Genomic DNA, 23,022 nt, shown 5'->3' on the forward strand with positions numbered 1-23,022 from the left:
GCAATATTACGTTTTATGGCGTTTCGATCCTTGAAAATAGAACTTTTTGTGTCTTTTTGAGATTAGTTAAACATTAAACTATTTAGCTGTAGTTCCGAAATAGACCAATTTGTTTCTTATTTGGACGAATCAGAAAGCTATAGTCAAATTTCTAAGGCATAGATAGATAAGGAGATACGAATTTGCTGCCTTTTTGATAGTAAAGGTGACAGTTCTGTTTTATTTTGTTAATCCATAATAGAGGTGTTTTTAATGGTATCGGATAGTTATTTGTGGTTCTGTTGAGCAAGTGGTGATATTTATGTAATTTTGTACGTCAACAATACTAAATAAACATGAAACGAATTATTGAGATATGCGCGAACTCCGCCCAGAGCTGTGTGGAGGCGGAGGCGGGAGGCGCTACCCGTGTAGAGCTTTGCGCCGGGATACCCGAAGGGGGAACTACACCTAGTTATGGAGAGATCAAGACGGCGAAGGCTCTGACTTCCAAGATCGATATCAATGTGATTATCCGTCCGAGAGGCGGTGATTTCTTGTATACGGAAGCCGAGGTACAATCCATGCTATTGGATATAGAACTGTGCAAGGAGCTAAAAGTGCATGGCGTCGTTTTCGGCTGTCTTACGAAAGACGGGGATATCGATGTACCCTTGATGCGGCGCTTGATCGAGGCGGCAAAACCTCTGTCCGTAACTTGTCATCGTGCTTTCGATGTTTGCCGGGACCCATTCACTGCGTTGGAGCAGCTAATCGAGTTGGGATGCGACCGTATCTTGACCTCCGGCCAGCAATCGGATGCCGTGAAAGGAATCCCCTTGATCGCCGAGCTGGTGAAACGTGCGGACGGACGGATCATCATCATGCCGGGATGTGGCGTACGTGAGAATAATATCGGGAAAATAGAGGCGGAGACAGGAGCGAAAGAGTTTCATACGTCCGCCCGAAGTATCGTATATAGTAAAATGGAATACCGCAATGAGAATGTCCCGATGGGAAGCAGTATCGTGTCCTCCGAATTCGAGACGGTGCAAACGGATCGGGAGAAGGTAAAAGCATATATTTAAGTGCTGGTATAGGCGTGAGCCTGTGTCGGTATTGGTGTAGCCCTACGCCTATACCGGCATCGCCTCATGCCTATACCGGCGTGGGGCGATACCAATACTCGTATGCGGGTGAAATGTTTTTTCTTCCCAAAAAGATTGTTTATCTTTGCGCCTCCATTAGATAAAAGATGCTAAATGTAACAGTGAATAATCGTTTTGGGTTTCACCAGCGTATCATGCTTATGATCATGTTGGTGCTGTTACAGTTTTATTCCATTGGAAGCGATTTCTTTCCGGAGAATATTACCACTACCTCGATGGAAATAGTCGATAAAGAGGCACCCGATGTGTTGTTGGATTTTGACGATAACGCCTCCTTGCGAACGGTACGTCAGGAGCAAGTGCAAATCCGAGCCTTGGAGATCGATTTGATATGGGACTTGTTTACGATTCTGGATTTACATGAATTAATTCATTCCTTGGAACTACGGCAATGCGCCAAGCTTCCTTTATTTTATAACCTACACAAAGCACAGAATTTCGTTTGGTTCTGTTCCTATCTGATTTAGTAGAACTTACCTGTTTCTTATTGTCGCGCATGGGGTGATTCGCCTATGTGCTTTTCGTCGTATTCAAATAATTATAAATCTATAAGTTTTATGAGGATAAAATTGTTTTCTAACTATTTACCCTTACTATGCTTAACGGCTTGTGTATGGGTATCTTGTAGCCAAAACCGGGAGAAAAAGTCCGGGAAGAAAGATCATACGCCGGTGATGCGGTTAACCACGACCACGATCGAGGTGCCGCAGTCCTATGTAGCGGATGTACAAGCCGTACAGTTCGTAGAGGTGAAACCGAAAGTGGAAGGGTTCGTGGAGGCCGTCCTTGTAGATGAGGGCGAGCACGTGAAGAAAGGGCAGGTGCTTTTCAAGCTTTCCTCGGCGGAATTGTACGAGGAGGTGAAAGAGGCGCAAGCCAATCACAAACAGGCCCAAGCCGAGTTGAAGATGGCGGAGGTAGAGGTAGACCGCATCAAGCGTTTGGTGGAGAAAGATATCATCTCGCCGATTCGTCTGGAGCAGGCGATGGCCGAGGCGGACGTGGCACGCTTGCAGGTGCAACAGGCCAAATCCCGTTTGCAACGTGCGGAGACTAATTTCTCGTACACGACGATCACGGCTCCTTTCGAGGGATACGTGGACCGCATCCCCTTTAAGGTGGGAAGTTTGGTTACGCCGAGCAGCTTATTGACCTCCTTGACGGACGTATCGGATATGTTCGCCTATTTCAAGATCAACGAGAAGGAGTATCTGGAATATAAACGGACGCAGTTGAGCGGTATCGACCAGCCGGAGTATAATAATCTGGAGCTGATCCTTTCCGACCAATCCACCTATCGGTATAAAGGGAAGGTAGAGACCGTGGAGGGCGACTTTGAGCGGGGTACCGGATCGATCGCTTTCCGTGCCCGTTTTGCGAACCCGGAACGTTTGCTGCGACATGGCGTATCCGGTAAGATCCGGATGCTGACCAAGATGGAGAACGTGGTCTTGGTTCCCCAGCAATCCACTTTCGAGATACAGGATTTTACCTATGTATATACGGTAGCGGAAGATGGAAAGGTGAGCGTGCGTAGCTTCGAGCCGTTGGCCCGCCACGGTTCTTATTACGTAACACAGGATTTGCCGGACCAGACCGTCATCGTCTACGAGGGTGTTCAGATGATCACAGACGGCATGACTATCAATCCCGATATGGTAGATGGAGCCACGATCCGTCGCCAATTGGAATCGTCTAATGAAATCGAGAATAATAAGTAAGCCCTATGTTTGAAATATTTATCAGACGCCCTATCTTATCGGGCGTGATATCGGTGGTAATTGTCTTCTTGGGATTGCTGGCGATCAACTCCTTGCCGATCACCCAATTCCCGGATATCGTGCCCCCATCCGTTACCGTTACCGCCCGTTATACCGGAGCGAACGCCGACGTGATGGCGAAAACGGTGGCGACCCCGCTGGAGCGTGCTATCAACGGCGTGCCCGGAATGACCTATATGACCTCTGTTTGTACGAACGACGGTATGTCCTTGACTACGATCTATTTCAAGGTCGGTACCGACCCGGACGTAGCTTCCGTGAATGTGCAGAACCGTGTGACCACCGTGCTGGATGAGCTTCCGGAAGAGGTGATCCGTGCCGGCGTGATTACGGAGAAGGAGGTAAACAGTATGTTGATGTACCTGAACATCATGAGCTCGGATAGTACCCATACGGAGAAATTCGTATATAACTTTGCCGATATCAATATCTTGCGTGAGTTGAAGCGCATCGATGGCGTGGGATTCGTGGAGATCATGGGTAGCCGCGACTATGCGATGCGTGTATGGCTGAACCCGAACCGGTTGGCGGCTTATAATATGTCGCCGCAAGAGGTTACGGAGGCGATCCGCTCGCAGAATATCGAGGCGGCGCCGGGTAAGACGGGTATCAGCTCCGACAAGATCCCGCAGCAATTGCAATACGTCTTGCAGTATAGCGGTAAGTTCAGCACGCCGGAGGAATATGGCGAGATCGTCTTGAAAGCCCTGCCGGACGGTTCCGTGCTTCGCCTGAAAGACGTGGCTACGATCGAGTTTGATTCCGAGGATTATAATATGATCTCCATGACGGACGGAAAGCCCTCGGCCTCTATCATGATCAAGCAGCGTCCGGGCTCGAACGCCCGTGAGGTGATCCAGCAGATCAAGGCGAAGATGGAGGAATTGAAGGAAACGACGTTTGCCCCGGGTATGGAATATAATATCTCGTACGACGTATCCCGTTTCTTGGACGCTTCCATATCGGTCGTGCTCAAGACCTTGCTGGAGGCGTTTATCTTGGTATTTATCGTGGTGTATCTTTTCTTGCAGGATTTCCGGTCTACGTTGATACCCGCTATCGCCGTTCCGGTATCGTTGATCGGTACGTTCTTCTTTATGCAGATGCTGGGTTTCTCGATCAATATGCTGACTTTGTTCGCCTTGGTGCTTGCTATCGGTATCGTGGTGGATAACGCGATCGTGGTGGTAGAGGCGGTCCACGTGAAGATGCACAACGAGAAGCTGCCCCCGTTGAAGGCGACGAAAAAGGCGATCGGTGAGATCGGAGGGGCGATTATCGCTATTACGCTGGTGATGTCCGCCGTGTTTATCCCGGTCGGTTTCATGGATGGTACGGTGGGTATCTTCTATCGCCAGTTCTCATTGACGCTTGCTGTGGCGATCGTGATCTCCGGCGTGAACGCCTTGACGTTGTCTCCGGCTCTTTGCGCCTTGTTACTGAAGCCGGTATCTCATTCGAAAAAGGCGAAGAAGGGCCTTCTGACTCGTTTCTTCGAGGGCTTTAACCGCCGTTATGATTTCTTGGAGCGTCGTTATCGCTTGAATTTAAGATGGTTCTTGAACCGTCGGATGCTGACGTACGCAACCTTGATCCTTTTCTGTCTGGCCACGTGGGGCATGACGTTCGTGTTGCCTTCCGGCTTTATCCCGAACGAGGACCAAGGTATGATCTATGTGAACGTAGATGCGCCTCCCGGAGCTACCTTGGAGCGTTCGGAAGCGGCCTTGAACAAGGTGCAAGCGGCTTTGTTGCCGTTGGAAGAGGTGGAGACGATCTCTACCTTGGCCGGCTATAGCTTGATGACCGAGACGGAGGGTGCCAGCTTCGGTATGGGTATGATTAACCTGACCCCTTGGGATCAACGGGAGCAGACAGCGGCGGAGTTGATGAGCGTGTACGCCGATCGTGTCGCCCATATCAAGGATGCGGACATCCAGTTCTTCCTACCGCCTACGGTTCCGGGATTCGGTAACGCGAGTGGCTTCGAGCTTCGTCTGCAAGATAAGACCGCCGGTACGTTCGCCGAGCTGGATGAGGTCGCCAAGAACTTCGTGGCGAAGCTGAACGCTGATCCTCGCCTGACCGGTGTCACTTCCGGCTTCAACCCGAATTTCCCGCAATATCTGCTCCGGGTGGATTTGGCGAAGGCGGCTAAGCTAGGCATCAACGTGAACGAGTCCATGGAAACCTTGCAATCCTATGTAGGTAGTTTCTATTCCTCCAACTTCGTCCGTTTCGGCCAGATGTACAAGGTCATGTTGCAAGCGGCGCCGGAGTATCGTATGAATCCGGAGGATTTGTTCAGCCTGTATGCTAAGAATAAGGAGGGGAATATGGTGCCTTACTCCAACTTCATGACGATGGAGCGTGTGTATGGCCCGAGCCAGATTACCCGTTACAACCTGTTTACCTCGGCCATGATTACCGGCGAGGCCGCCCCGGGTGTCAGCTCGGGTGAGGCTTTGGCTGCTGTCGAGGAGATCGCTTCCGAGGTATTGCCCCGTGGTTACGATACCGAATGGTCCGGTGTGGCGAAGGAGGAGAATGAGTCCGGTGGGCAAACATTGGTGATTTTCGCTATTTGTTTGGCATTCGTCTATCTGTTGCTTGCCGCCCAATACGAGAGCTTATTGCTTCCGCTTCCGGTCATCCTGTCGCTTCCGGCGGGTGTGTTCGGCTCGTTCTTCTTGCTGTACGTGGTAGGGCTGGAGAATAACATCTACGCGCAGGTGGCGTTGGTGATGTTGATCGGTTTGCTGGGAAAGAACGCGATCTTGATTATCGAGGTGGCGAACCAGTGCCGTAAGGAAGGTATCAGCGTGATGGGGGCCGCTATTCAAGGGGCTACCAGTCGTTTGCGCCCGATCCTAATGACCTCCTTCGCTTTTATCAGCGGCTTGATCCCGTTGACGATCGCCTCGGGAGCCGGTGCCTTGGGTAATCGTTCGATCGGTACGGCGGCGGCCGGAGGTATGTTGATCGGTACGTTTGTCGGTATCTTCTTGATCCCGGGGCTTTACGTGATCTTCGAGTCGCTGGCTACTTATTTTAAAAAGAGAAAAGAGAAAGAGCAAATTAAAGAAGACGAGTATGTGTATTGATAAGATGAGATATATAATGATAGGCTGCGCCTTGGCTCTGATTGCTTTGGCCGGTTGTAAGACTCCCGAGCTATCGATGGACGAGCGGATCTCGCTTCCGGAATCCGGCGAGATGGGAATGAACGACACTACGTTCGTGAAACCGCTGTCGTGGGATGTCTTTTTCCAAGATACCTTATTGCGAGGCTATGTGGATGTGGCTTTACGCAATAACCATTCCTTCCGGCAGAGCATGGAGCGCATCGCCATGAGCCGCGCGGCCTTGCAGCGGGCGAAAGGGCTTTTGCTGCCGGACGTGAATTTGAACATCGGAGCCTCCGTGAACCGTTTCGGTGAATATACGATGGATGGTGTGGGGAATAGCGAGACGAACGTGCCTTCTTTGCCAAAAGATAAGCATATACCGGACCCTTACCGGGATTTCGGCTTGAGCTTGAGCTTTCAATGGGAAGCGGATATCTGGGGCAAACTGACCCGGAAGAAGCAGGCCGCCGCCGCTCGCTGGATGGCTTCCGTGGAGGCTACCCGTTTTGCCCAGTCGATGTTGATCTCCGATTTGGCGATTCAATATTATGAGTTGATCGGCTTGGACCGGCGTAAGGAGGTGTTGCGGAACGCGCTGGCCAGTGCCCGTCGTTCCCATGAGCTGACCCGCCAGTTGAAGAAGGAAGGGGCGGAGACGCAGTTGGCGGTCGATCAGTTTTATGCCCGTGTGCTGTCGATCGAGAGTAAGTTGCTGGAAAACGATCAGTTGATCGGTGAGAAGGAGCGAGCGATCGCCTGCCTGTTGGGTGTTTTCCCTTTCGAGATTCGCCGGATGGGATTCGATGAGTTGCGTAAGTTGCCGGTTCCCTTGTCGGAAGGGATTCCGGCGAACCTCTTGACGTTGCGTCCGGATGTACGTTCCGCCGAGATGGAGCTGATCGCCTCCAAGGCGGATGTGATAGCGGCGAAGGCAGCTTTCTATCCCTCGTTGGTGCTTGGCGCCAGTGGCGGTTTCAATGCGTTTGATGTGGGTAAGTGGTTTCATTCGCCGGCCTCTTTGGTGTACGACTTGGCGGCGGGTATCACGGCGCCTATCTTCCGCCGCAATGAGATCCGTTCGATGTGGAACGAGGCGAAGGCTTCCCAGCGTATCGCTTTATCCCAATACCACGAGACCGCTTTGAACGCTTACACCGAGGTGCTCGATCTCTATTGCGCCAGCCAGACCCAAACGGAGCGTATCCGCTTGAAAGAGAAAGAATCCCTTGCCCACCAACGTTCCGTGGTGAATGCCGGCGAGATGTTCCAATTAAGCTATACCGGTTTCTTGGAGGTTCTTTCCGCCGAGGAGCGTTATCTGGATAGCGAGCTGGAGCATATCGATATCGTCACCGATTTATGCCGGAAGAAGATATTGCTATACCGGGCGTTGGGAGGCGGTTGTTGATTTTTATCGTGACGCTATTGTTATTGTACTGCAACCCGCATTGCAGTGTTACTGCACGCCGGTTGCAGTAGCGCTGCACGTGTGTCGCAGTAATACTGCAAAACGGGGTGCAGTGAGTACTTGATATCGTATGCCTTCGGCTTCGTTGCGATAAATCTAAGGAAGATGTGTTCTTTTCTGAAAAGAAGTGCTTATCTTTGAGGCTTATTGTTATCTTATAGTCTAGACCATTATGAAATATCTGACTCTACTCGTGTTTTTAGGAATCTCGTTGTTGTGCGAAGCCCAGCAAGATTCGATCGTCCCTTTTGAGAAAGCTTATAAGCGTACCTATAATATCCGGAAAGTATCGGAAGTGAAACCTACGATTGACGGTAAGCTGGATGAGGACTTTTGGACGAAGCAAGGCGAATGGTCGGATCGTTTCGTACAGATTATCCCCTATGAGCGGGCGATCACCCAATCTCCGACCCGGGTGAAACTTTTCTATGATGATAAATATATCTATATAGGCGTGTATTGTAAGGACGCCGTGCCGGATAAGATGAACCGTTTTATCGGGAACCGGGATGATAATAGTCTGGGCGATTTGATCAGTGTCGCTTTCGATACCTACCATGATTATCGGGCGGCGCCGGAATTTAATATCAATCTGGGAGGGAATAAGACCGATTTAATCGTTACCGACAAGTTGGATGTCAATAAGAGCTGGAACGCCGTTTGGGAGGGCCGGACGCATATTGATCGGGCGGATTCCAGTTGGACCGCCGAGCTGCGTATCCCGTTCAGCCAGTTGCGCTATAACCAGCAATCGGAGGATGGCGTTTGGGGCTTGCACGTACGCCGTATCATACGTAGGAATAACGAGGTGCAAAATTGGAGCATGATTCCCTTGAAGAATAATGGACATGTCTTTTCGTTCGGAAACATGAGCGGCATGGACTCTGTTCCCAAGCCTCGCGGCATCGAGTTCTTGCCGTATGTAATGGGTAAATACAGGCAGGAACCCCGGATAGACGGCAGCCCTTATCAAAAAGGGCATAGCTGGGGAGGAAACGTGGGCTTGGACGCTAAGTTCGCCCTCTCGGATTATACGTTGGATATGACGATCAATCCGGATTACGGACAAGTGGAGTTGGACCCCTCCGTAATGAACCTTACGGCTTACGAGACGTTTTACGATGAGAAACGCCCCTTCTTCTTGGAAGGAAAACATATCTTGGATTTTGCGAACGGTAGCGATATGATGTTTTATACCCGTAGGATCGGCGCCTCTCCCTCTTATACGCCACGGGGTATAGACAATGTAGGCAGTTATGCCGAGACGAAAGAGAATGTGCCGATTATTGGTGCTTTGAAACTGACGGGTACGAATAAACGGGGCTTGACGATCGGAGTGATCGAGAGCGTAACGGCACGTTCCTCCTCCAAGGTTACCCGTAACGGGGTGGAGGATGTGGAAGTCGTGGAGCCTTTGACAAACTATACCGTGGCCCGTGTGCAAAAGAACTGGAAGGGGAATACCTTGCTGGGCGGTATGGTGACTTCGGTAAACCGTGCCTTGGATCAGCCTTATCTGGAGGATTTCATGGTGCGTAACGCTTTCACGGCGGGTATTGACTTTACCCAGTATTTCAAGAATCGCCTTTATTATATAGATGTAAAGGGAATGTTGAGTTCCTTGCATGGTAGCGCCGGGGCGATCACGGCTTTGCAGAATAGCGTGGCGCATTATTATCAAAGGGCTTCCTCCGCCGATTATCTGGGGGTGGATCCTACCCGTCGCTCCCTGACCGGAACGGGTGGTTATGTGAAAGTGGGACGGAAAGGAAACGCCAAATGGAACTTCTCGGAGACCTTTACTTGGTCGTCACCCGGTTTCGACTTGAATGATATGGGATATATGAAGGAGACAGATTATCTGATGAATGAGACGGAGATCATGTATCGGCAGACCGATATCTGGAAGATATTCCGGTACAACGCCTTTACCCTGTCCCAAAAGAATATGTGGAATTACGGCGGTACTCCTTTTAGCAACAACGCTTCTTTGCGTTGGCAAAGTATGACGATGAACCGGTATGAATGGGATGTCAAGGAAACCTTTGCTTGGAATTGGCTGGATAGCCGCTTGCTGCGAGGGGGACCGGATGTTCGCTTCGGTTCTTATTTCTTAACTTCCGCTAAGTTCAATACCGATAAGGCGAAACGAATGATGTTCATGCTCAAATACGAGGGCGATCATAATTTCGAGGGAAATCGCTTCAATACGATCTCGCCGAGCTTGACATTCCGCTTGGGAAACCATGTCTATTTGTCCGGTCAACTGGATTATGCGTGGAATACGGATGAGATGCAATATGTGGCTACGACGAGTCCGCTTAGCTCGAGTAGCTTGGCCCCTTATTATTATGTCATGGGCCACATGGATCAGAAGACCTATGGCCTCACGCTGAAATTACAAGTGAACGTGACCCCCGATATTTCCATTCAATTTTATGGTGCCCCGTTCACCTCCATCGCTAAATACGATGATTTTAAATTAGCGGCGGATACGAAGTCGCATACCTTTGAGAACCGTTTCCAACGTATTGATCCGGATCAATTGACTTATGCGGATGGAGTCTATACCATCGGGGAGGGAGCTGGGCAGATGCCTTTTAGGAACCCTGATTTTAGGTTTAACGAGTTTCGTTCCAACTTGGTAGCCCGCTGGGAATACTTGCCCGGTTCCACGCTTTATTTCGTATGGGAACACCGGATGTCTAACCGGGACAACTGGTACTCCTCCGGCTGGGGAAGTAATCTGGATCGTATGTGGGGACTCCCCGCTACAAATACGTTCATGATCAAAATGAATTATTGGTTCAATCTATAGTCTATTTGTAGTTCGGATTGAATTATTGAATGGATGTTGGCGGAACCTGATCGTGTTGTTTGTTTTTTATGATTTTTATTTATATTTGCGGTGAAAAGAAAAATGCTTCTCAATGCAAACAAGATTTTGAGGCAAGTTAACCTTGATGTTTAATGAATAAATCTTAAATTTTAGATATGGTGAGAGATGGATAGAACAGTGTGTGGGTAATCTCATTCAGATGAGATGTTTTTGAAAAGAATTTTTAGTATAATTCAAGTGTAAAAGAGACTTAAATCTAGTTTTATGAATAATAAATATTACTTAGCAACGGTGCTTTTAGCGTTAGGAGCGTTCTCTCCGTTGTATGGTGTACAAAATACCCCCCCCCCATAATTATTCTGTAAATCAGAATGATATAAGATTGACGGGTACCGTTATTGATGAAGCCGGTATACCAGTGATTGGTGCAAACATTCTTGTAAAAGGTACGACAAACGGTACGATTACCGATATGGATGGTAAGTTTACGTTAATCAATGTTCCTGAAAACGCAATCTTGGTGGTTTCTTATATCGGATATCTAGACCGTGAGATTCCTGTGGCAGGGAAAAGTACGTTGGAAATCCGTTTGAAAGAGGATACGCAGAAGTTGGATGAGGTCGTTGTCGTAGGTTATGGCGTGCAGAAAAAAGTGAACATGACCGGGTCTATATCGAACGTGAAAGCGGATGATCTATCTGTGATCCCGAGTACAAACCTTTCAAACTCTTTGGCCGGACGTGCTCCGGGAGCTACGATCACGGGCAACTCTGGTTTGATGGGGGCTAAATCCGAGATTCGTATGCGTGGAGGATTCGGTGATCCTTTGTTCGTTATTGATGGGGTGATTCGCGATAAAGAGGCTTTCGACTTATTGGAACCTTATGAAATAGACCAAATGAGCTTCTTGAAAGATGCGGCTACCGCCTCAATCTATGGTTCCGCTGCTGGAAATGGTGTCGTGTTGGTAACGACTAAGGGAGGAACGAAAAACCAAAAACCGATATTTAATTACCAAGGTTCTTATGCGTTTAGTAAACCGACTCAGGAATTGTTTGCCGACCGTTGGGATGCGATTGATGATTTGGACTACCAGAATGCGGTAGCTCGTTTCCAAGGTACGCCGCTTCCTAATGGCGAGGAGGAGTATGCCTATTTCCGTGATAATAAGATCAACTATAACGTGAACGATTATATTTGGCAGAATCCCTGGAATACGAAACACTCCTTGAGCGTGAACGGTGGTACGGATAAGGTAAAGTATTATGTGATGGGATCGTTCTTGGCCGAGGAGGGATCGTATGTGTCGTTGGAGAATAAGAAATTCTCCTTACGTTCGAACCTTTCTGTCGATTTGACCAAGTATATAACCATGAATGTGAACTTGGATGCGAATCAATCGAACGATAAGCGTTTCTACTGGCCTTTCTCTGACGATGACGACCAATCGGTGTACGATTTATATCGTTGTACCTTCAACGCAATGAAGACAACGCCGTTTTACTCTTACTTAGACGGAACGCCCGCTAACACCATCACGGATTATCCGATCTATCAAGACTATGGCTCTTGGCAGGGATGGAATCCCGTGGATCAAGTGGTTGGAAACCGTTATTTGAAGACACGTCGGCGTAATTTGAACGGTATCGTTTCGTTCAATATCAACCTTGATTTCATAACGAAAGGTTTGAGCACGAAAGTGATGGCCTCTTATCTAGGCCACGATTACAACCGGAAGCGCTTTATGACCTTCCAGAAAAACTATAAATTCCAGCAAGCGGATCCGCAAGGCAATCGTTTTTTGCCGGCTCCATTGAATTTGAATGAATATAATACCTTCAACTTCTCGCAGAATTACGAGAATCTGGAGTATAAGACTAAACAATTGTGGACCGAGCAATTCAACTGGTTCGTGAATTATGCCAATACGTTCGGTAAGCATGATGTGGCAGCCATGGTGGTATTCGAGCAGGCATCTAATGGTGGCGAGGAGGTATCGGCCAAAGGTGAGTCTCCGCTTACGAATTTAGACCAGATGTTCAACTACTCATCCGATGCTTTGCGACGCTGGGGCGAGGCGAAGGAGAAGAACGGAGGGCGCCTTTCTTGGATCGGCCGTTTCAATTATACATTTGATCAGAAGTATATAGCAGAATTTTCTTTCCGTTACGATGGTAATACCCTTTTCCCAGACGGTAAGCGTTGGGGCTTCTTCCCCTCTGTATCTGCCGCATGGCGTATCAGCCAAGAGTCTTTCATGGAGCCGACATCTGATTGGTTGAGTAATTTGAAGATCCGTGCCTCTTATGGTACGACGGGTAATGATATGGATTTGAGCAAGGACCCGATTGACAAGGTGGATGCGTTCTCTTATTTGCAAAAGTATCAATTGGGTGAAAAATATATCTTTGGTAATAACTTGGCAAATACGATTGTGGCTGGAGCGACTCCGAACTATGCCTTGACATGGGCAACCTCAACTACTTATAATGGTGGTTTGGATTTTGGTTTCTTCAATAATCGTTTGTCTGGAACGTTCGATGCCTTTTATCGGAAAGAGGTAGATATCCTCGGACCGCGTACGGTGACACTCCCAAGCACGTACGGACAGGCTTTGGCTCCGGAAAACTATGCCGAGCGTTCTTGGCGAGGCGGTGAGTTGGCTCTGACTTGGATGGATAAGGCCGCGAATGGCGAGATTACTTACTCTGCCTACTTGAATCTGGGATTCGCTCGTGATCGTTGGGATGTATTGGATGAGGATGCCACTTATCGAGAAGGGGGTAACCTGCATGCGTTGTCAAAACAGGGTAAGGCTGAGGGAATCTTGACGGGCCTGATCGCCGATCACTTGCTGACGGATCCGGCAGAGGTGGAAGCCTTGAAGGCGAAAGGTTTCAAGCAATTCGGACGGGATCCTTATCTGGGTGGTATCTTGTATAAGGATACGAGAGGCGATGGCTACTCGGAGGGACCGGACGGACGTATTGATAGCAATGATGAGTATAATTTGTTGAGTGAGAATGGTACGCCACGTATCAATTATGGTTTTGGCGGTAGTATCAAGTGGAAGGGAATCACGCTGGATGTGCATTTTCAAGGGGTCGGAAAATATGATCGCTTCGTAGGTGGCGTAGATGGAGGTTTCTATCAACATGGTGGTACGATTCGTCCTTATTTCCCGATTTGGACGAGTGATAAGGTGTATGATCCGGAACTTAATCCGGATGGGGTTTATCCACGTATCACGGGCACGAGTTGGTATGAGTCTGGAGCGGGTAATACGAGTTACTGGATGCGCAATGGCGCTTATTTGCGTTTGAAGAATCTAAATATTGGTTACGATTTGCCTATGGCTATTCTTCGTCCGTTAGGAATCACGCATGCTCAGGTATTTGCGAATGCTACTAACTTGTTCTGTATTTCAGCTGTGACCGAGTTCTTGGATCCGGAACAAGAATATTATGATTCTTATCCTTTGATGAGAACGTTCTCTTTTGGTCTTAATTTCTCATTCTAAATATAATATAGGAAGATATGAAAATGATTCAATTTAAATATGCGATAATTAGTGCGGCCTTTCTGTTAGGTGGAATGACAACAGGCTGTGACACGTTGGATATCGACAACCTAGAGACCTACGATGAGTCTATGGTTTGGGGAGACCTTAACCTGGCTCAGGCGTACGTGAACAATCTGTATGAGGAGTGTTTTGAGGGCTGGAGTGTTTCTGCCGACCAAAATTCGGATCAAGTGACGGGCATTCCTTGGTATTTGGGTACGATCACGGAGACTGGGGATAGTTATAAAAAATGGGACTATACCAAGATCCGCCACATCAATGAGGCGATCTTTAAACTGGAGTCTAGCGTGATAGAGGATAAGAAAGCTGTGGATTTCATGTTGGGACAAGCCTATTTCATGCGTGCCTATATGTATTATTGGATGGTGTTGCATCATGGTGGCGTACCTTATTTGAAAGTGCCGCAAGATAAAGATAAGGATGATTTGTACGTGAAACGTAACTCTACGCCGGAATGTTTCCAGTTTATGATAGAGGATTTGGATCATGCGATTTCCTTGTTGCCTGCCAAAATAGCTGGTAGTTCCAGTGATTATGGGCGTATAGACCAGTGTTTTGCAAAGTCTTGGAAAGCAAAGACCTTGTTACTGAAAGCTTCTCCTCAGTTCAATCCGAAACGTATGTATGATAACGCATACTGGAAAGAGGCTTACGTGGCGGCTAAGGAGGCGTATGATTTTTGTGTGCAGAATGGCATCGCGTTGACAGAGAATCCGGCGGATATTTGGTTGCAAGAAAGAGGTCCGGAGGTTATCTTCCCGGTTATTTATTCAAATCCGAACCGTGTCGCTACTTGGGAGTATGGTACGCGTCCGGCTTCTGTGAGCCGTGATAAACCTTATCATAATCCTACTTGGGAATTCGTAAAGGATTTCCCGATGTTGGATGGTAAGCGTTACGACGATCCTACGGGCAAGTATTACGTAGGTGACGAGCAGGCTTTGCTGAAGGCTTTCTGGAAGAATCGCGATCCGCGTTTCAACAGGGCTTGTTTGTATAACGGACGCGAATGGCCGGTAGCTGGTAGATCTGCCGACAACCGTATGTATAACGCCTTGGGTGTGAGCAACGCAGACGATCAATATGGTGTCAATCCGAATGCGGGTGTCAATGCGGCCAACAATGATATTTTCTCTGGAATGTATAATTACAAAGTGTCTGATCTTTCCTTGACACAAGACAAGGTGATGACGTTCGATATTGATTATATCTTGATGCGCTTTGCCGAAGTGATGTTCATCTATGCGGAGGCCGCTAATGAGAACGGACATTCTGATGTAGCTATCGATTTGTTGAAACAGATCCGTAAGCGTGCGGGTATAGAGGCAGGGGCGGATGGTTTGTATGGCTTGAAGGTTGGTAGCCGTGAGGAGATCCGTCAGGCGATTTTGGATGAACGTCATATCGAGCTGTGCTATGAGGGACATCGTTTCTGGGACTTGCGCCGTACGCGTAATATGATGATGTTGGCCGGTTGGACGAAACATGGTATCGAGGCGATCGCAGTCAACCCGGATGGCTCGGATATGGACTTGAACGTCGCTCGCGACCGGATCGCCAAGAATGAGTTGACTACCGGTGATTTTCGCTACGTAATCCATCAAGTTCCTTATACGGAGGCAGCTGAGCGCCAGTTCGTGATCGAGGAAAGCTTCTATTTCTTCCCGATCAAGAAAACTTACTTGGACGAGAACCCGAATTTGGAGCAGAATAATAATTGGGGAGGTACGTTCAATCCGACTATGGAACAATAATTGATTGATTCTTAGATTGAATAATAAGGAATATGAACATTAGGAAATATATATGGGCGTACGTGGTGGCTATGGCCTTGATTTGTCCGGGCGTGAAGGCGCAGGAACAGATCACGATCGGTGTTATCCAATATGATGTACGCGATATAGATAAGAGTTTCAAAGCCCTGCATGAGCAGGGCTTTGGTTCTTGTGAGTTAAATTATAGTGAAAAAAGATTCACGAAGGAATTGGCGGAGCAGGTGAAGGCCGCTTCCGAGAAGCACCGGATCCGGGTAACTACGTTGGTTGGTGTGCCGGGAAGTAAAAGTACGTGGAATTTTCGTCAAGGACCGGCTACGATCGGCCTGGTACCTATCGATGAGCGTTTCGAGAAGTTGGACTTATACCGTAAAATGATCGATTTTTGTGTACAGGCTGGTATTCCGGCTATGCACTCGCATTTTGGATTTATTCCAGAGGATCCGTCTTCGGCGCAGTATAAGGATTTCATTGAGGTGATGCGTGGCTTGGCTACTTATGCGAAGGAGCGTAATGTCTTGATTTATTTCGAGACTGGGCAGGAGACACCAATCACTTTGATTCGTGCGATCCGGGATATCGGTACGGGTAATTTGTTTATCAATTGTGATTTGGCGAATTTACTAATGTATGGCAAGTCGAACTCCCTGGATGCGGTCAAGTTGTTTGGTAACTTGATTAAAGAGTTCCATGCGAAGGATGGCAAGTATCCGGATCCTAACAATCCGTATGAGCTGGGCCATGAGGTACCGATCCCTACGGGCGATGTAGATTTTCCCGCAGTGATTGCCGAGTTGAAAAAACAAGGATTCAAGGGTGCGATAACAATTGAATGTGAGCTGAATGGTACCCGCCATGATTATGTGATCCAAACTCGTAAATATTTGCAAGAGTTGCTGGATCGATAGGCCGCTTAATCACGATTGTAAGCGGTGTTGAATGCCCATTGTAAGTGCTTTATAATGCCCATTATAAAGAGCCTGCAATGGGCATTGTCGTATTTGTAAGAATTATCGACAGGAGTTGTTATTTTATTAGAGGGAAAAAATTATCTTTGCGTGTATACTGTCTAATTGTTAAAATAGAGGATAATGGAAGAGAAGAAAAGATTGACTCGTTCGAATAATAAGATGATAGGGGGTGTTTGTGCCGGTCTTGCGGAATACTTGGATATCGATCCGACGATCGTACGGATCGTATGGGTATTGATGGTTCTTTTCGCCGGATTCGGTATACTGCTCTACATTATATTATGGTTAATAATGCCTAAACAACAGATCGGATAAAGAATGAATTTTGAAATATCGTCTTCGTTCAGTCCCACGGGTGACCAACCCGAGGCGATTGCGGCATTGTCGGAAGGGATCAAGAGCGGCGTTCCTTTTCAAACACTTTTAGGTGTTACCGGTTCTGGTAAGACGTTTACGATCGCTAACGTGATAAAGGAAGTTCAGAGACCAACCTTGATACTCAGCCATAATAAGACGCTTGCCGCTCAGTTATACAGTGAGTTTAAAGCGTTTTTCCCAAATAATGCGGTAGAGTACTTTGTCTCTTATTATGATTATTATCAGCCGGAGGCCTATCTACCTTCTACCGATACCTATATAGAGAAAGATTTGGCGATCAATGAGGAGATCGATAAGCTGCGTTTGAGGGCCACGGCTTCCTTATTGTCGGGTCGTAAGGACGTGATCGTGGTCTCATCCGTATCCTGCTTATATGGTATGGCGGATCCTACGGCATTCGCCGAGAAAGTGACGCATCTGGAACGGGGTATGCGTATCGACCGGGATAAGCTGTTGCGCCGGTTTGTAGACGCCTTGTACGTGAATAATAAGCTGGAGTTCAAAAGCGGCTGTTTCCGTGTGAATGGTGATACGGTGGATATTTTCCCGGCGATCGAGACCTTCGACGGCATGGCGTACCGTATCGAGTTCTGGGATGATGAGATAGACCGCATCTCCTCTTTCAATCCGTTGACAGGCGAGGAGTATGATGAGCAAGATGAGCTGAATATTTATCCTACCAATTTATTCGTGACCACCCAAGAGCGTATCAATATGGCGATCGGTCAGATCGATGTGGATCTGGGAACGCAGGTGAATTTCCTCAAGGAGATCGGTAAGCCCTTCGAGGCGAAACGCCTGTATGAGCGTGTCACGTTTGATCTGGAAATGATCCGGGAGCTAGGGCATTGCTCGGGTATCGAGAACTATTCCCGTTATTTCGACGGACGCGCGGCGGGTGATCGCCCTTTCTGCCTGTTGGATTATTTCCCGAAAGACTTCCTGCTTGTCGTAGACGAGAGCCATGTGACGATCCCGCAGATTCGTGCGATGTATGGCGGGGATTATGCCCGGAAGAAAAACTTGGTGGAGTATGGTTTCCGTTTGCCCTCGGCGATGGATAACCGTCCGCTTACCTTTGATGAGTTCGAGTCGTTGACGCCTCTGGGCATTTACGTGAGCGCTACTCCCGCTGATTACGAGTTGATAAAGAGCGAGGGAGTGGTGGTGGAGCAGGTGATACGTCCGACAGGCCTGCTGGACCCGATTATCGATGTCCGTCCTTCATTAAACCAAATCGACGACTTGATGGAGGAGATCACGCAGCGCTCGGCAAAAGACGAACGAGTCTTGGTGACTACCTTGACCAAGCGTATGGCGGAAGAGCTGACTACGTATATGACCCGCATGGGGGTACGATGCAACTATATACATAGCGATGTAGATACCTTGGAACGTGTACAGATTATGGACGACCTGCGGAATGGCCTGTTTGATGTGCTGATCGGTGTCAATCTGCTACGCGAGGGGCTGGATTTACCGGAAGTCTCGTTGGTCGCTATCTTGGATGCGGATAAGGAAGGCTTTTTGCGTTCCCACCGATCCTTGACGCAGACAGCTGGACGTGCCGCCCGAAACGTGAATGGAAAGGTTATCTTCTATGCCGATAAGATCACGGCGAGTATGCAGCAGACCATGGACGAGACCAATCGCCGGCGGGAGAAACAGATGGCTTATAACGAGGCGCATGGCATTACTCCGAAGCAAGTCATGAAAAACAGTGTATCCATGCTTGCCGAGAAACAACAAACGGCGGAGCCTTACGCTTATATAGAGCCGGAACCAAGCTTGGTAGCGGACCCGGTCGTGCAATACATGAACCGTACGCAGCTTGAGAAGGCGATCGAGCGGACTCGCAAACAGATGACAGAGGCGGCGAAGAAACTGGATTTCATCGAGGCTGCCCAATTCCGTGACGAGCTGGTGAAATTGGAGGATTTACTGAAAACGAAAAAGGATTAGCTTATGAGAAGGGGAATGCTACTGCTCGGTTTTTGGATGTGTGTATGTATGGTGTTTTTAGTGAACGCCCAAGAGCATACATCCCGTAAGTTGTATTGTACGGATGAGGATCGTGCTATTTTCGATCGGTATTGTACTCAGATGGAACCTAAGAAGTCGTTACCCCTAGACAAGCTAATGATCCATACCGCCCTTTTCTTCCGGGGGACTCCTTATGTCGCCTCTACCTTGGAAAAGGAGCCGGAGGGCTTGGTGGTTAATCTGCGGGAACTGGATTGTACCACATTCGCGGAGAGCGTATTGGCTTTATCCCGCACCCTGTGGGAAGAAAATCCTACCTTTGAGAACTTCTGTGAGAATTTACAGCAGCTCCGGTACAGAGACGGCACGATCCATGATTACACGGATCGTTTGCATTATATGACCGACTGGTTCTATGAGAACGAGCGAAAAGGAATCGTGAAAGATATGGGGCGGGAGATCGGTGGTGCCTCCCTACCTTTGGATTTATCTTTTATATCCACGCATCCGGATAGCTATAAGCAATTGAAGAACCATCCGGAAAGGGTTCGAAGGATGGCCGATAAGGAAAAGGAGATAAACCTGCGTCCTCATTATTATGTGCCTAAACAGGAGATCGAGAAATGTTCGTCCGGAATCAAGAATGGCGATATCCTCTGTTTTGTTACTTCTATCAAGGGGCTGGACGTGACGCATGTCGGGATCGCCTATTGGAAGGATGGACAACTGACATTTATCCATGCCTCTTTTTCCGCTAAAAAGGTAATCATCCAAGTATCCTCCTTACGAGATTACGCCGAGGGGATAAAGAGCTGTAAAGGGATATTGGTAGCCCGCCCACTATCGATTTATTGAAATAACTCGAAGGCAAACTTGAATCCCATGCTTTGGTAATGCCAGCGATCGAATCCGGCGAATATCCCGATATTAAAGATATGGTTCCCGATCCCGTATCCGACTTCCGTATAGCTAGGCAAGACCGGTGTCCATAGCTGGCTCAGATAAAAGCGTTCGGAGAGGATATAGCGTGAGGCCGTTTGCATGAATTTTTTCGTGGAGTTGATGCGGAGGATCTTGAATAAGACAAAAGGGCTTTCATACATGAAATGCGCTTGTATATACTTATCGGAGGCATTGAACCACTCGCCTTTCAGCAGATTGAAGACTCCGCCGATCTGATCATCCCATGTATCGGGGAAATTCCTGCGGGTGAAATACCTAAAGTCTGCGAAATAGGTAGACTTCTGTTGCGTATAAAGACCGGCGCTGATATGATAGTTCAATCGTCTGCATAGGCCAAGCATAAGGCTTTGATGCACGTCCGCCTCTATACGTCCGTAATCTCCCGAGCTTTTCCCGACTCCGGGGATACCTCTCGCTATTTCGATTGATATCGTGGGATAATACGAATAGACATACTCCTTCCGGTATCCGTCCATGCGATAATATTGGCGGGGGGTATAGGAGAAACCGAGCGTGGGCGTAAAGTCATTATAATTTTGGCTAAGTATTTCCTCTACATCATCCCCGGGATCAATCGCCACTTTCTTTTTAGAGGGGATACGGCGATGGTAAGAGATGCCTGTTGTTAATTGAAACCCATTGAATAACTCAATGGAGTTTTTTATTTCCGCATAGTAGTGTTTGAAATACTCAAGGTTTAAATCATCAAAATTGAAGGTGGAATCCTTTAGTTCCTCATTGATCTTTTGGGTGATCTCGGAGGAATAGCTTTCATTACTGTTTCCTACTTCTACCGATAAAATTCCCCGTTTCTGCGGCGAGTATTCCCAATCGCCTCCAACCTTGAAAAATATCTGCTTGCGCTTGAATACGTAACCTATCTCCGGACGAAAACGAATTTGCTTGTCACGGGTAAATGTCTTGCTGATACGGAATCGCTGTTTGTAAGTGATGCCGTTACGGGCGGAATAACCCAATTGGAATGGATTCAGAAGCCCGGAATATTTAATACGGGTCGTTTTATAATCCATATTGACCGTATTCGTTAACTGCTCCGTTAGTTTAACGTACTTCTGGAGATCATCGGCCGTATCGATTTTATTTATATTCTGCTCTTGGGCTTTATTGTATAAGTGGGCTTCATCCGGACTCAAGGGATTGTCACGATGGATATTCCAATACGTGGAATCCCTGATAATAGGAACCGTATCGGACGAGAGCTTGTAATAATTGGTCAGGTCCAAGGATTTCCATTTATGGCTTTCGTTGTCCTCCTCCACCCATTCCACTTCCTGATACTTAAAGGAAGAATGGTAGGTGGTTGCCACTGCGTTTCCCAATACCCTGTATCGGAGGAATAGATCCGCCTTCTCGGGCAGGATGAACCGCCTGAAATCCCGTCCGTAGCTCATGACTAGGTTGAATTCGGCGAAAGAGTAACGACCGTTCATATCGATCTTATCGATCGTCCATGACTGGTCGATGACATATAAATCCCCGCATACCAATTTCTGGCTCCATTGCTTCGGCAGGAAACGGATTTTGTAAATCGTCAAGCCGTTGATAGTTTCCAGCCCTTCCAAATTGAACGTATAAAACTTAAAAGCGTTGCTAGCTATCGGCATGAAGATAGCATCATCGTAAGCGGTAGGGGAGTATACGTTCAAATTCAAGAAGGCCAAGGCCTCCTGCTGCTTTTTCCCGTTGGGTATGCTGTTTCCGTTGACCGCCTTTAGATCATGAAGATAGTTCTGCGGAGCGTTAAATTTAGATTGGCTGACCATCTCAAAAAGCATATCCTTATTTTTTCGGTCGATAGGGAAGATATGGTGGGCGAGACGTATTAACATATTTTGTTTTAAAATTTCTGTACGTCCTTTGATATAGATCTCAGCCTCATATTTCGATACCGTATTTTGATATTGGGTTGCCTTTTCGATAACAAGGTGCATGATCGAGTCCGCCCGTTCTCTCGTTTCTCGATTCCCCTTGCCAAAAGACAGGATCTTATCACTATAAGTATCAGTGCTCTTCGCGAAAATACTTATAGAGATTAAAATCAAGGTAAGTATCGAATATAACTTTTTCAACGATTTTACATTCTTTCCAGACAAACATAATGAATAAATTTCAGTTTAGACGTGAAAGAAAGTAAAATGTTACAATATGGTGTAATTAATCGTACAAAAGTTTTTATTTTATCAAAAGAAAAATCGTATATTTGTGCTTCATAAGTATGTTATATAGCAGTCGTGGTTAAACAGCAAAAAGAAGAGGTCGATTTATCGGCCAGTTTATCAGAGGTGTGGAGGGTTCTGACCGATAAGGAACGTGAGATCCTCCGTAGTAATTCGACGATCCAGCATTTCAAACGTAACGAGTTGATTTATTGCGAGGGCGACGAACCAAAGGACATGATGTGCTTGTTAAAGGGTAAAGTGAAGATTTACAAGGATGGAGTAGGTGGCAGAAGCCAGATTATCCGAATGATTAAGCCTGTGCAGTATTTTGGTTACCGGGCTAGTTTCGCTCAAGAAGATTACTTGACGAACGCTTCCGCATTCGAGGCTTCTACGGTTTGCATGATTCCTATGACAGTGGTTACGGGCCTTTTAATGAGTAATCCGAATTTGGCTATGTTTTTCATCCGACAATTATCCATTGATCTCGGTATCTCGGATGAACGTACGGTTAACCTTACGCAAAAACATATTCGTGGGCGATTAGCTGAATCTTTGTTATTCCTGAAAGATAGTTACGGACTGGAAGAAGACGGTGCTACGTTAAGCATCTATTTGGCTCGTGAAGATCTGGCAAATCTATCTAATATGACTACATCGAATGCTATTCGCACGTTGTCTACCTTTGTGGCGGAACGTATCATTGCTTTAGACGGTAGAAAGATTAAGTTGATAGATGAAGATCGGTTGAAGAAAATCAGCAAGATGGGATAATTAGATTATTGATCGTAAAAATAAGAAATAAAGGGGCCTTTTTAGTAAGGG

The 23,022-nt window shown here is 47.4% G+C and carries 14 protein-coding genes; 13 read left to right on the plus strand and 1 reads right to left on the minus strand.

Annotated elements, in window-relative coordinates:
- Nucleotides 1–335 precede the first annotated feature (335 nt).
- The 12 genes from HMPREF0999_RS18175 (at nt 336) to HMPREF0999_RS18230 (ending at nt 19,909) form a co-directional block, all read left to right on the plus strand.
- On the plus strand, nt 336–1,067 hold the full coding sequence (locus HMPREF0999_RS18175; protein WP_005861801.1) for a copper homeostasis protein CutC: 732 nt from the start codon (nt 336–338) through the stop codon (nt 1,065–1,067).
- Nucleotides 1,068–1,234: 167 nt separating this feature from the next.
- Nucleotides 1,235–1,615, plus strand: coding sequence for a hypothetical protein (locus HMPREF0999_RS18180; RefSeq protein WP_005861803.1), 381 nt, complete (start codon nt 1,235–1,237; stop codon nt 1,613–1,615).
- A 90-nt stretch (nt 1,616–1,705) separates the two neighbouring features.
- On the plus strand, nt 1,706–2,869 hold the full coding sequence (locus tag HMPREF0999_RS18185) for an efflux RND transporter periplasmic adaptor subunit (RefSeq protein WP_005861805.1): 1,164 nt from the start codon (nt 1,706–1,708) through the stop codon (nt 2,867–2,869).
- Between the two features lie 5 nt (nt 2,870–2,874).
- Nucleotides 2,875–6,033 carry an efflux RND transporter permease subunit gene (locus HMPREF0999_RS18190; protein ID WP_009276568.1) on the plus strand — a complete coding sequence of 1,053 codons (3,159 nt, stop codon included), beginning with the start codon at nt 2,875–2,877 and terminating at the stop codon, nt 6,031–6,033.
- Entirely contained in the window at nt 6,023–7,465 is a 1,443-nt protein-coding gene (locus HMPREF0999_RS18195) for an efflux transporter outer membrane subunit (RefSeq protein WP_009276569.1), read from the plus strand. The genes HMPREF0999_RS18190 and HMPREF0999_RS18195 overlap by 11 nt, the downstream gene beginning before the upstream one ends.
- A 232-nt stretch (nt 7,466–7,697) precedes the next feature.
- Nucleotides 7,698–10,343, plus strand: a complete 2,646-nt coding sequence (locus tag HMPREF0999_RS18200; protein WP_009276570.1) for a DUF5916 domain-containing protein — start codon at nt 7,698–7,700, stop codon at nt 10,341–10,343.
- A gap of 403 nt (nt 10,344–10,746) precedes the next feature.
- A complete protein-coding gene (locus tag HMPREF0999_RS18205) occupies nt 10,747–13,884 on the plus strand; it encodes a SusC/RagA family TonB-linked outer membrane protein (RefSeq protein WP_010185450.1) in 3,138 nt (1,045 codons plus the stop codon).
- Between the two features lie 17 nt (nt 13,885–13,901).
- A complete protein-coding gene (locus HMPREF0999_RS18210; RefSeq protein ID WP_009276573.1) occupies nt 13,902–15,701 on the plus strand; it encodes a RagB/SusD family nutrient uptake outer membrane protein in 1,800 nt (599 codons plus the stop codon).
- Nucleotides 15,702–15,733: 32 nt separating this feature from the next.
- Nucleotides 15,734–16,630 carry a sugar phosphate isomerase/epimerase family protein gene (locus tag HMPREF0999_RS18215; protein ID WP_005861818.1) on the plus strand — a complete coding sequence of 299 codons (897 nt, stop codon included), beginning with the start codon at nt 15,734–15,736 and terminating at the stop codon, nt 16,628–16,630.
- A 183-nt stretch (nt 16,631–16,813) separates the two neighbouring features.
- The gene (locus tag HMPREF0999_RS18220) at nt 16,814–17,008 is read left to right on the plus strand and encodes a PspC domain-containing protein (protein WP_005861820.1); all 195 of its coding nucleotides are present in this window, start codon (nt 16,814–16,816) and stop codon (nt 17,006–17,008) included.
- Nucleotides 17,009–17,011: 3 nt separating this feature from the next.
- Nucleotides 17,012–19,033 (plus strand): excinuclease ABC subunit UvrB, encoded by a 2,022-nt coding sequence (gene uvrB / locus HMPREF0999_RS18225; protein ID WP_005861822.1) that lies wholly within the window; start codon nt 17,012–17,014, stop codon nt 19,031–19,033.
- Nucleotides 19,034–19,036: 3 nt separating this feature from the next.
- Nucleotides 19,037–19,909 (plus strand): N-acetylmuramoyl-L-alanine amidase-like domain-containing protein, encoded by an 873-nt coding sequence (locus HMPREF0999_RS18230; RefSeq protein ID WP_009276574.1) that lies wholly within the window; start codon nt 19,037–19,039, stop codon nt 19,907–19,909.
- On the opposite strand, the gene HMPREF0999_RS18235 is transcribed toward HMPREF0999_RS18230, so the two are convergent.
- Nucleotides 19,903–22,107: a DUF5686 family protein gene (locus tag HMPREF0999_RS18235; RefSeq protein ID WP_029257255.1), complete on the minus strand. Its 2,205-nt coding sequence runs from the start codon at nt 22,105–22,107 to the stop codon at nt 19,903–19,905. The genes HMPREF0999_RS18230 and HMPREF0999_RS18235 overlap by 7 nt on opposite strands.
- A 213-nt stretch (nt 22,108–22,320) precedes the next feature.
- On the opposite strand from HMPREF0999_RS18235, the gene HMPREF0999_RS18240 reads away from it, so the two are divergent.
- Entirely contained in the window at nt 22,321–22,971 is a 651-nt protein-coding gene (locus HMPREF0999_RS18240; protein WP_369799702.1) for a Crp/Fnr family transcriptional regulator, read from the plus strand.
- The last annotated feature ends 51 nt before the right edge of the window (nt 22,972–23,022 follow it).

It is taken from the genome of Parabacteroides sp. D25, from assembly GCF_000307475.1.
Taxonomy (GTDB): Bacteria; Bacteroidota; Bacteroidia; order Bacteroidales; family Tannerellaceae; genus Parabacteroides; species Parabacteroides distasonis.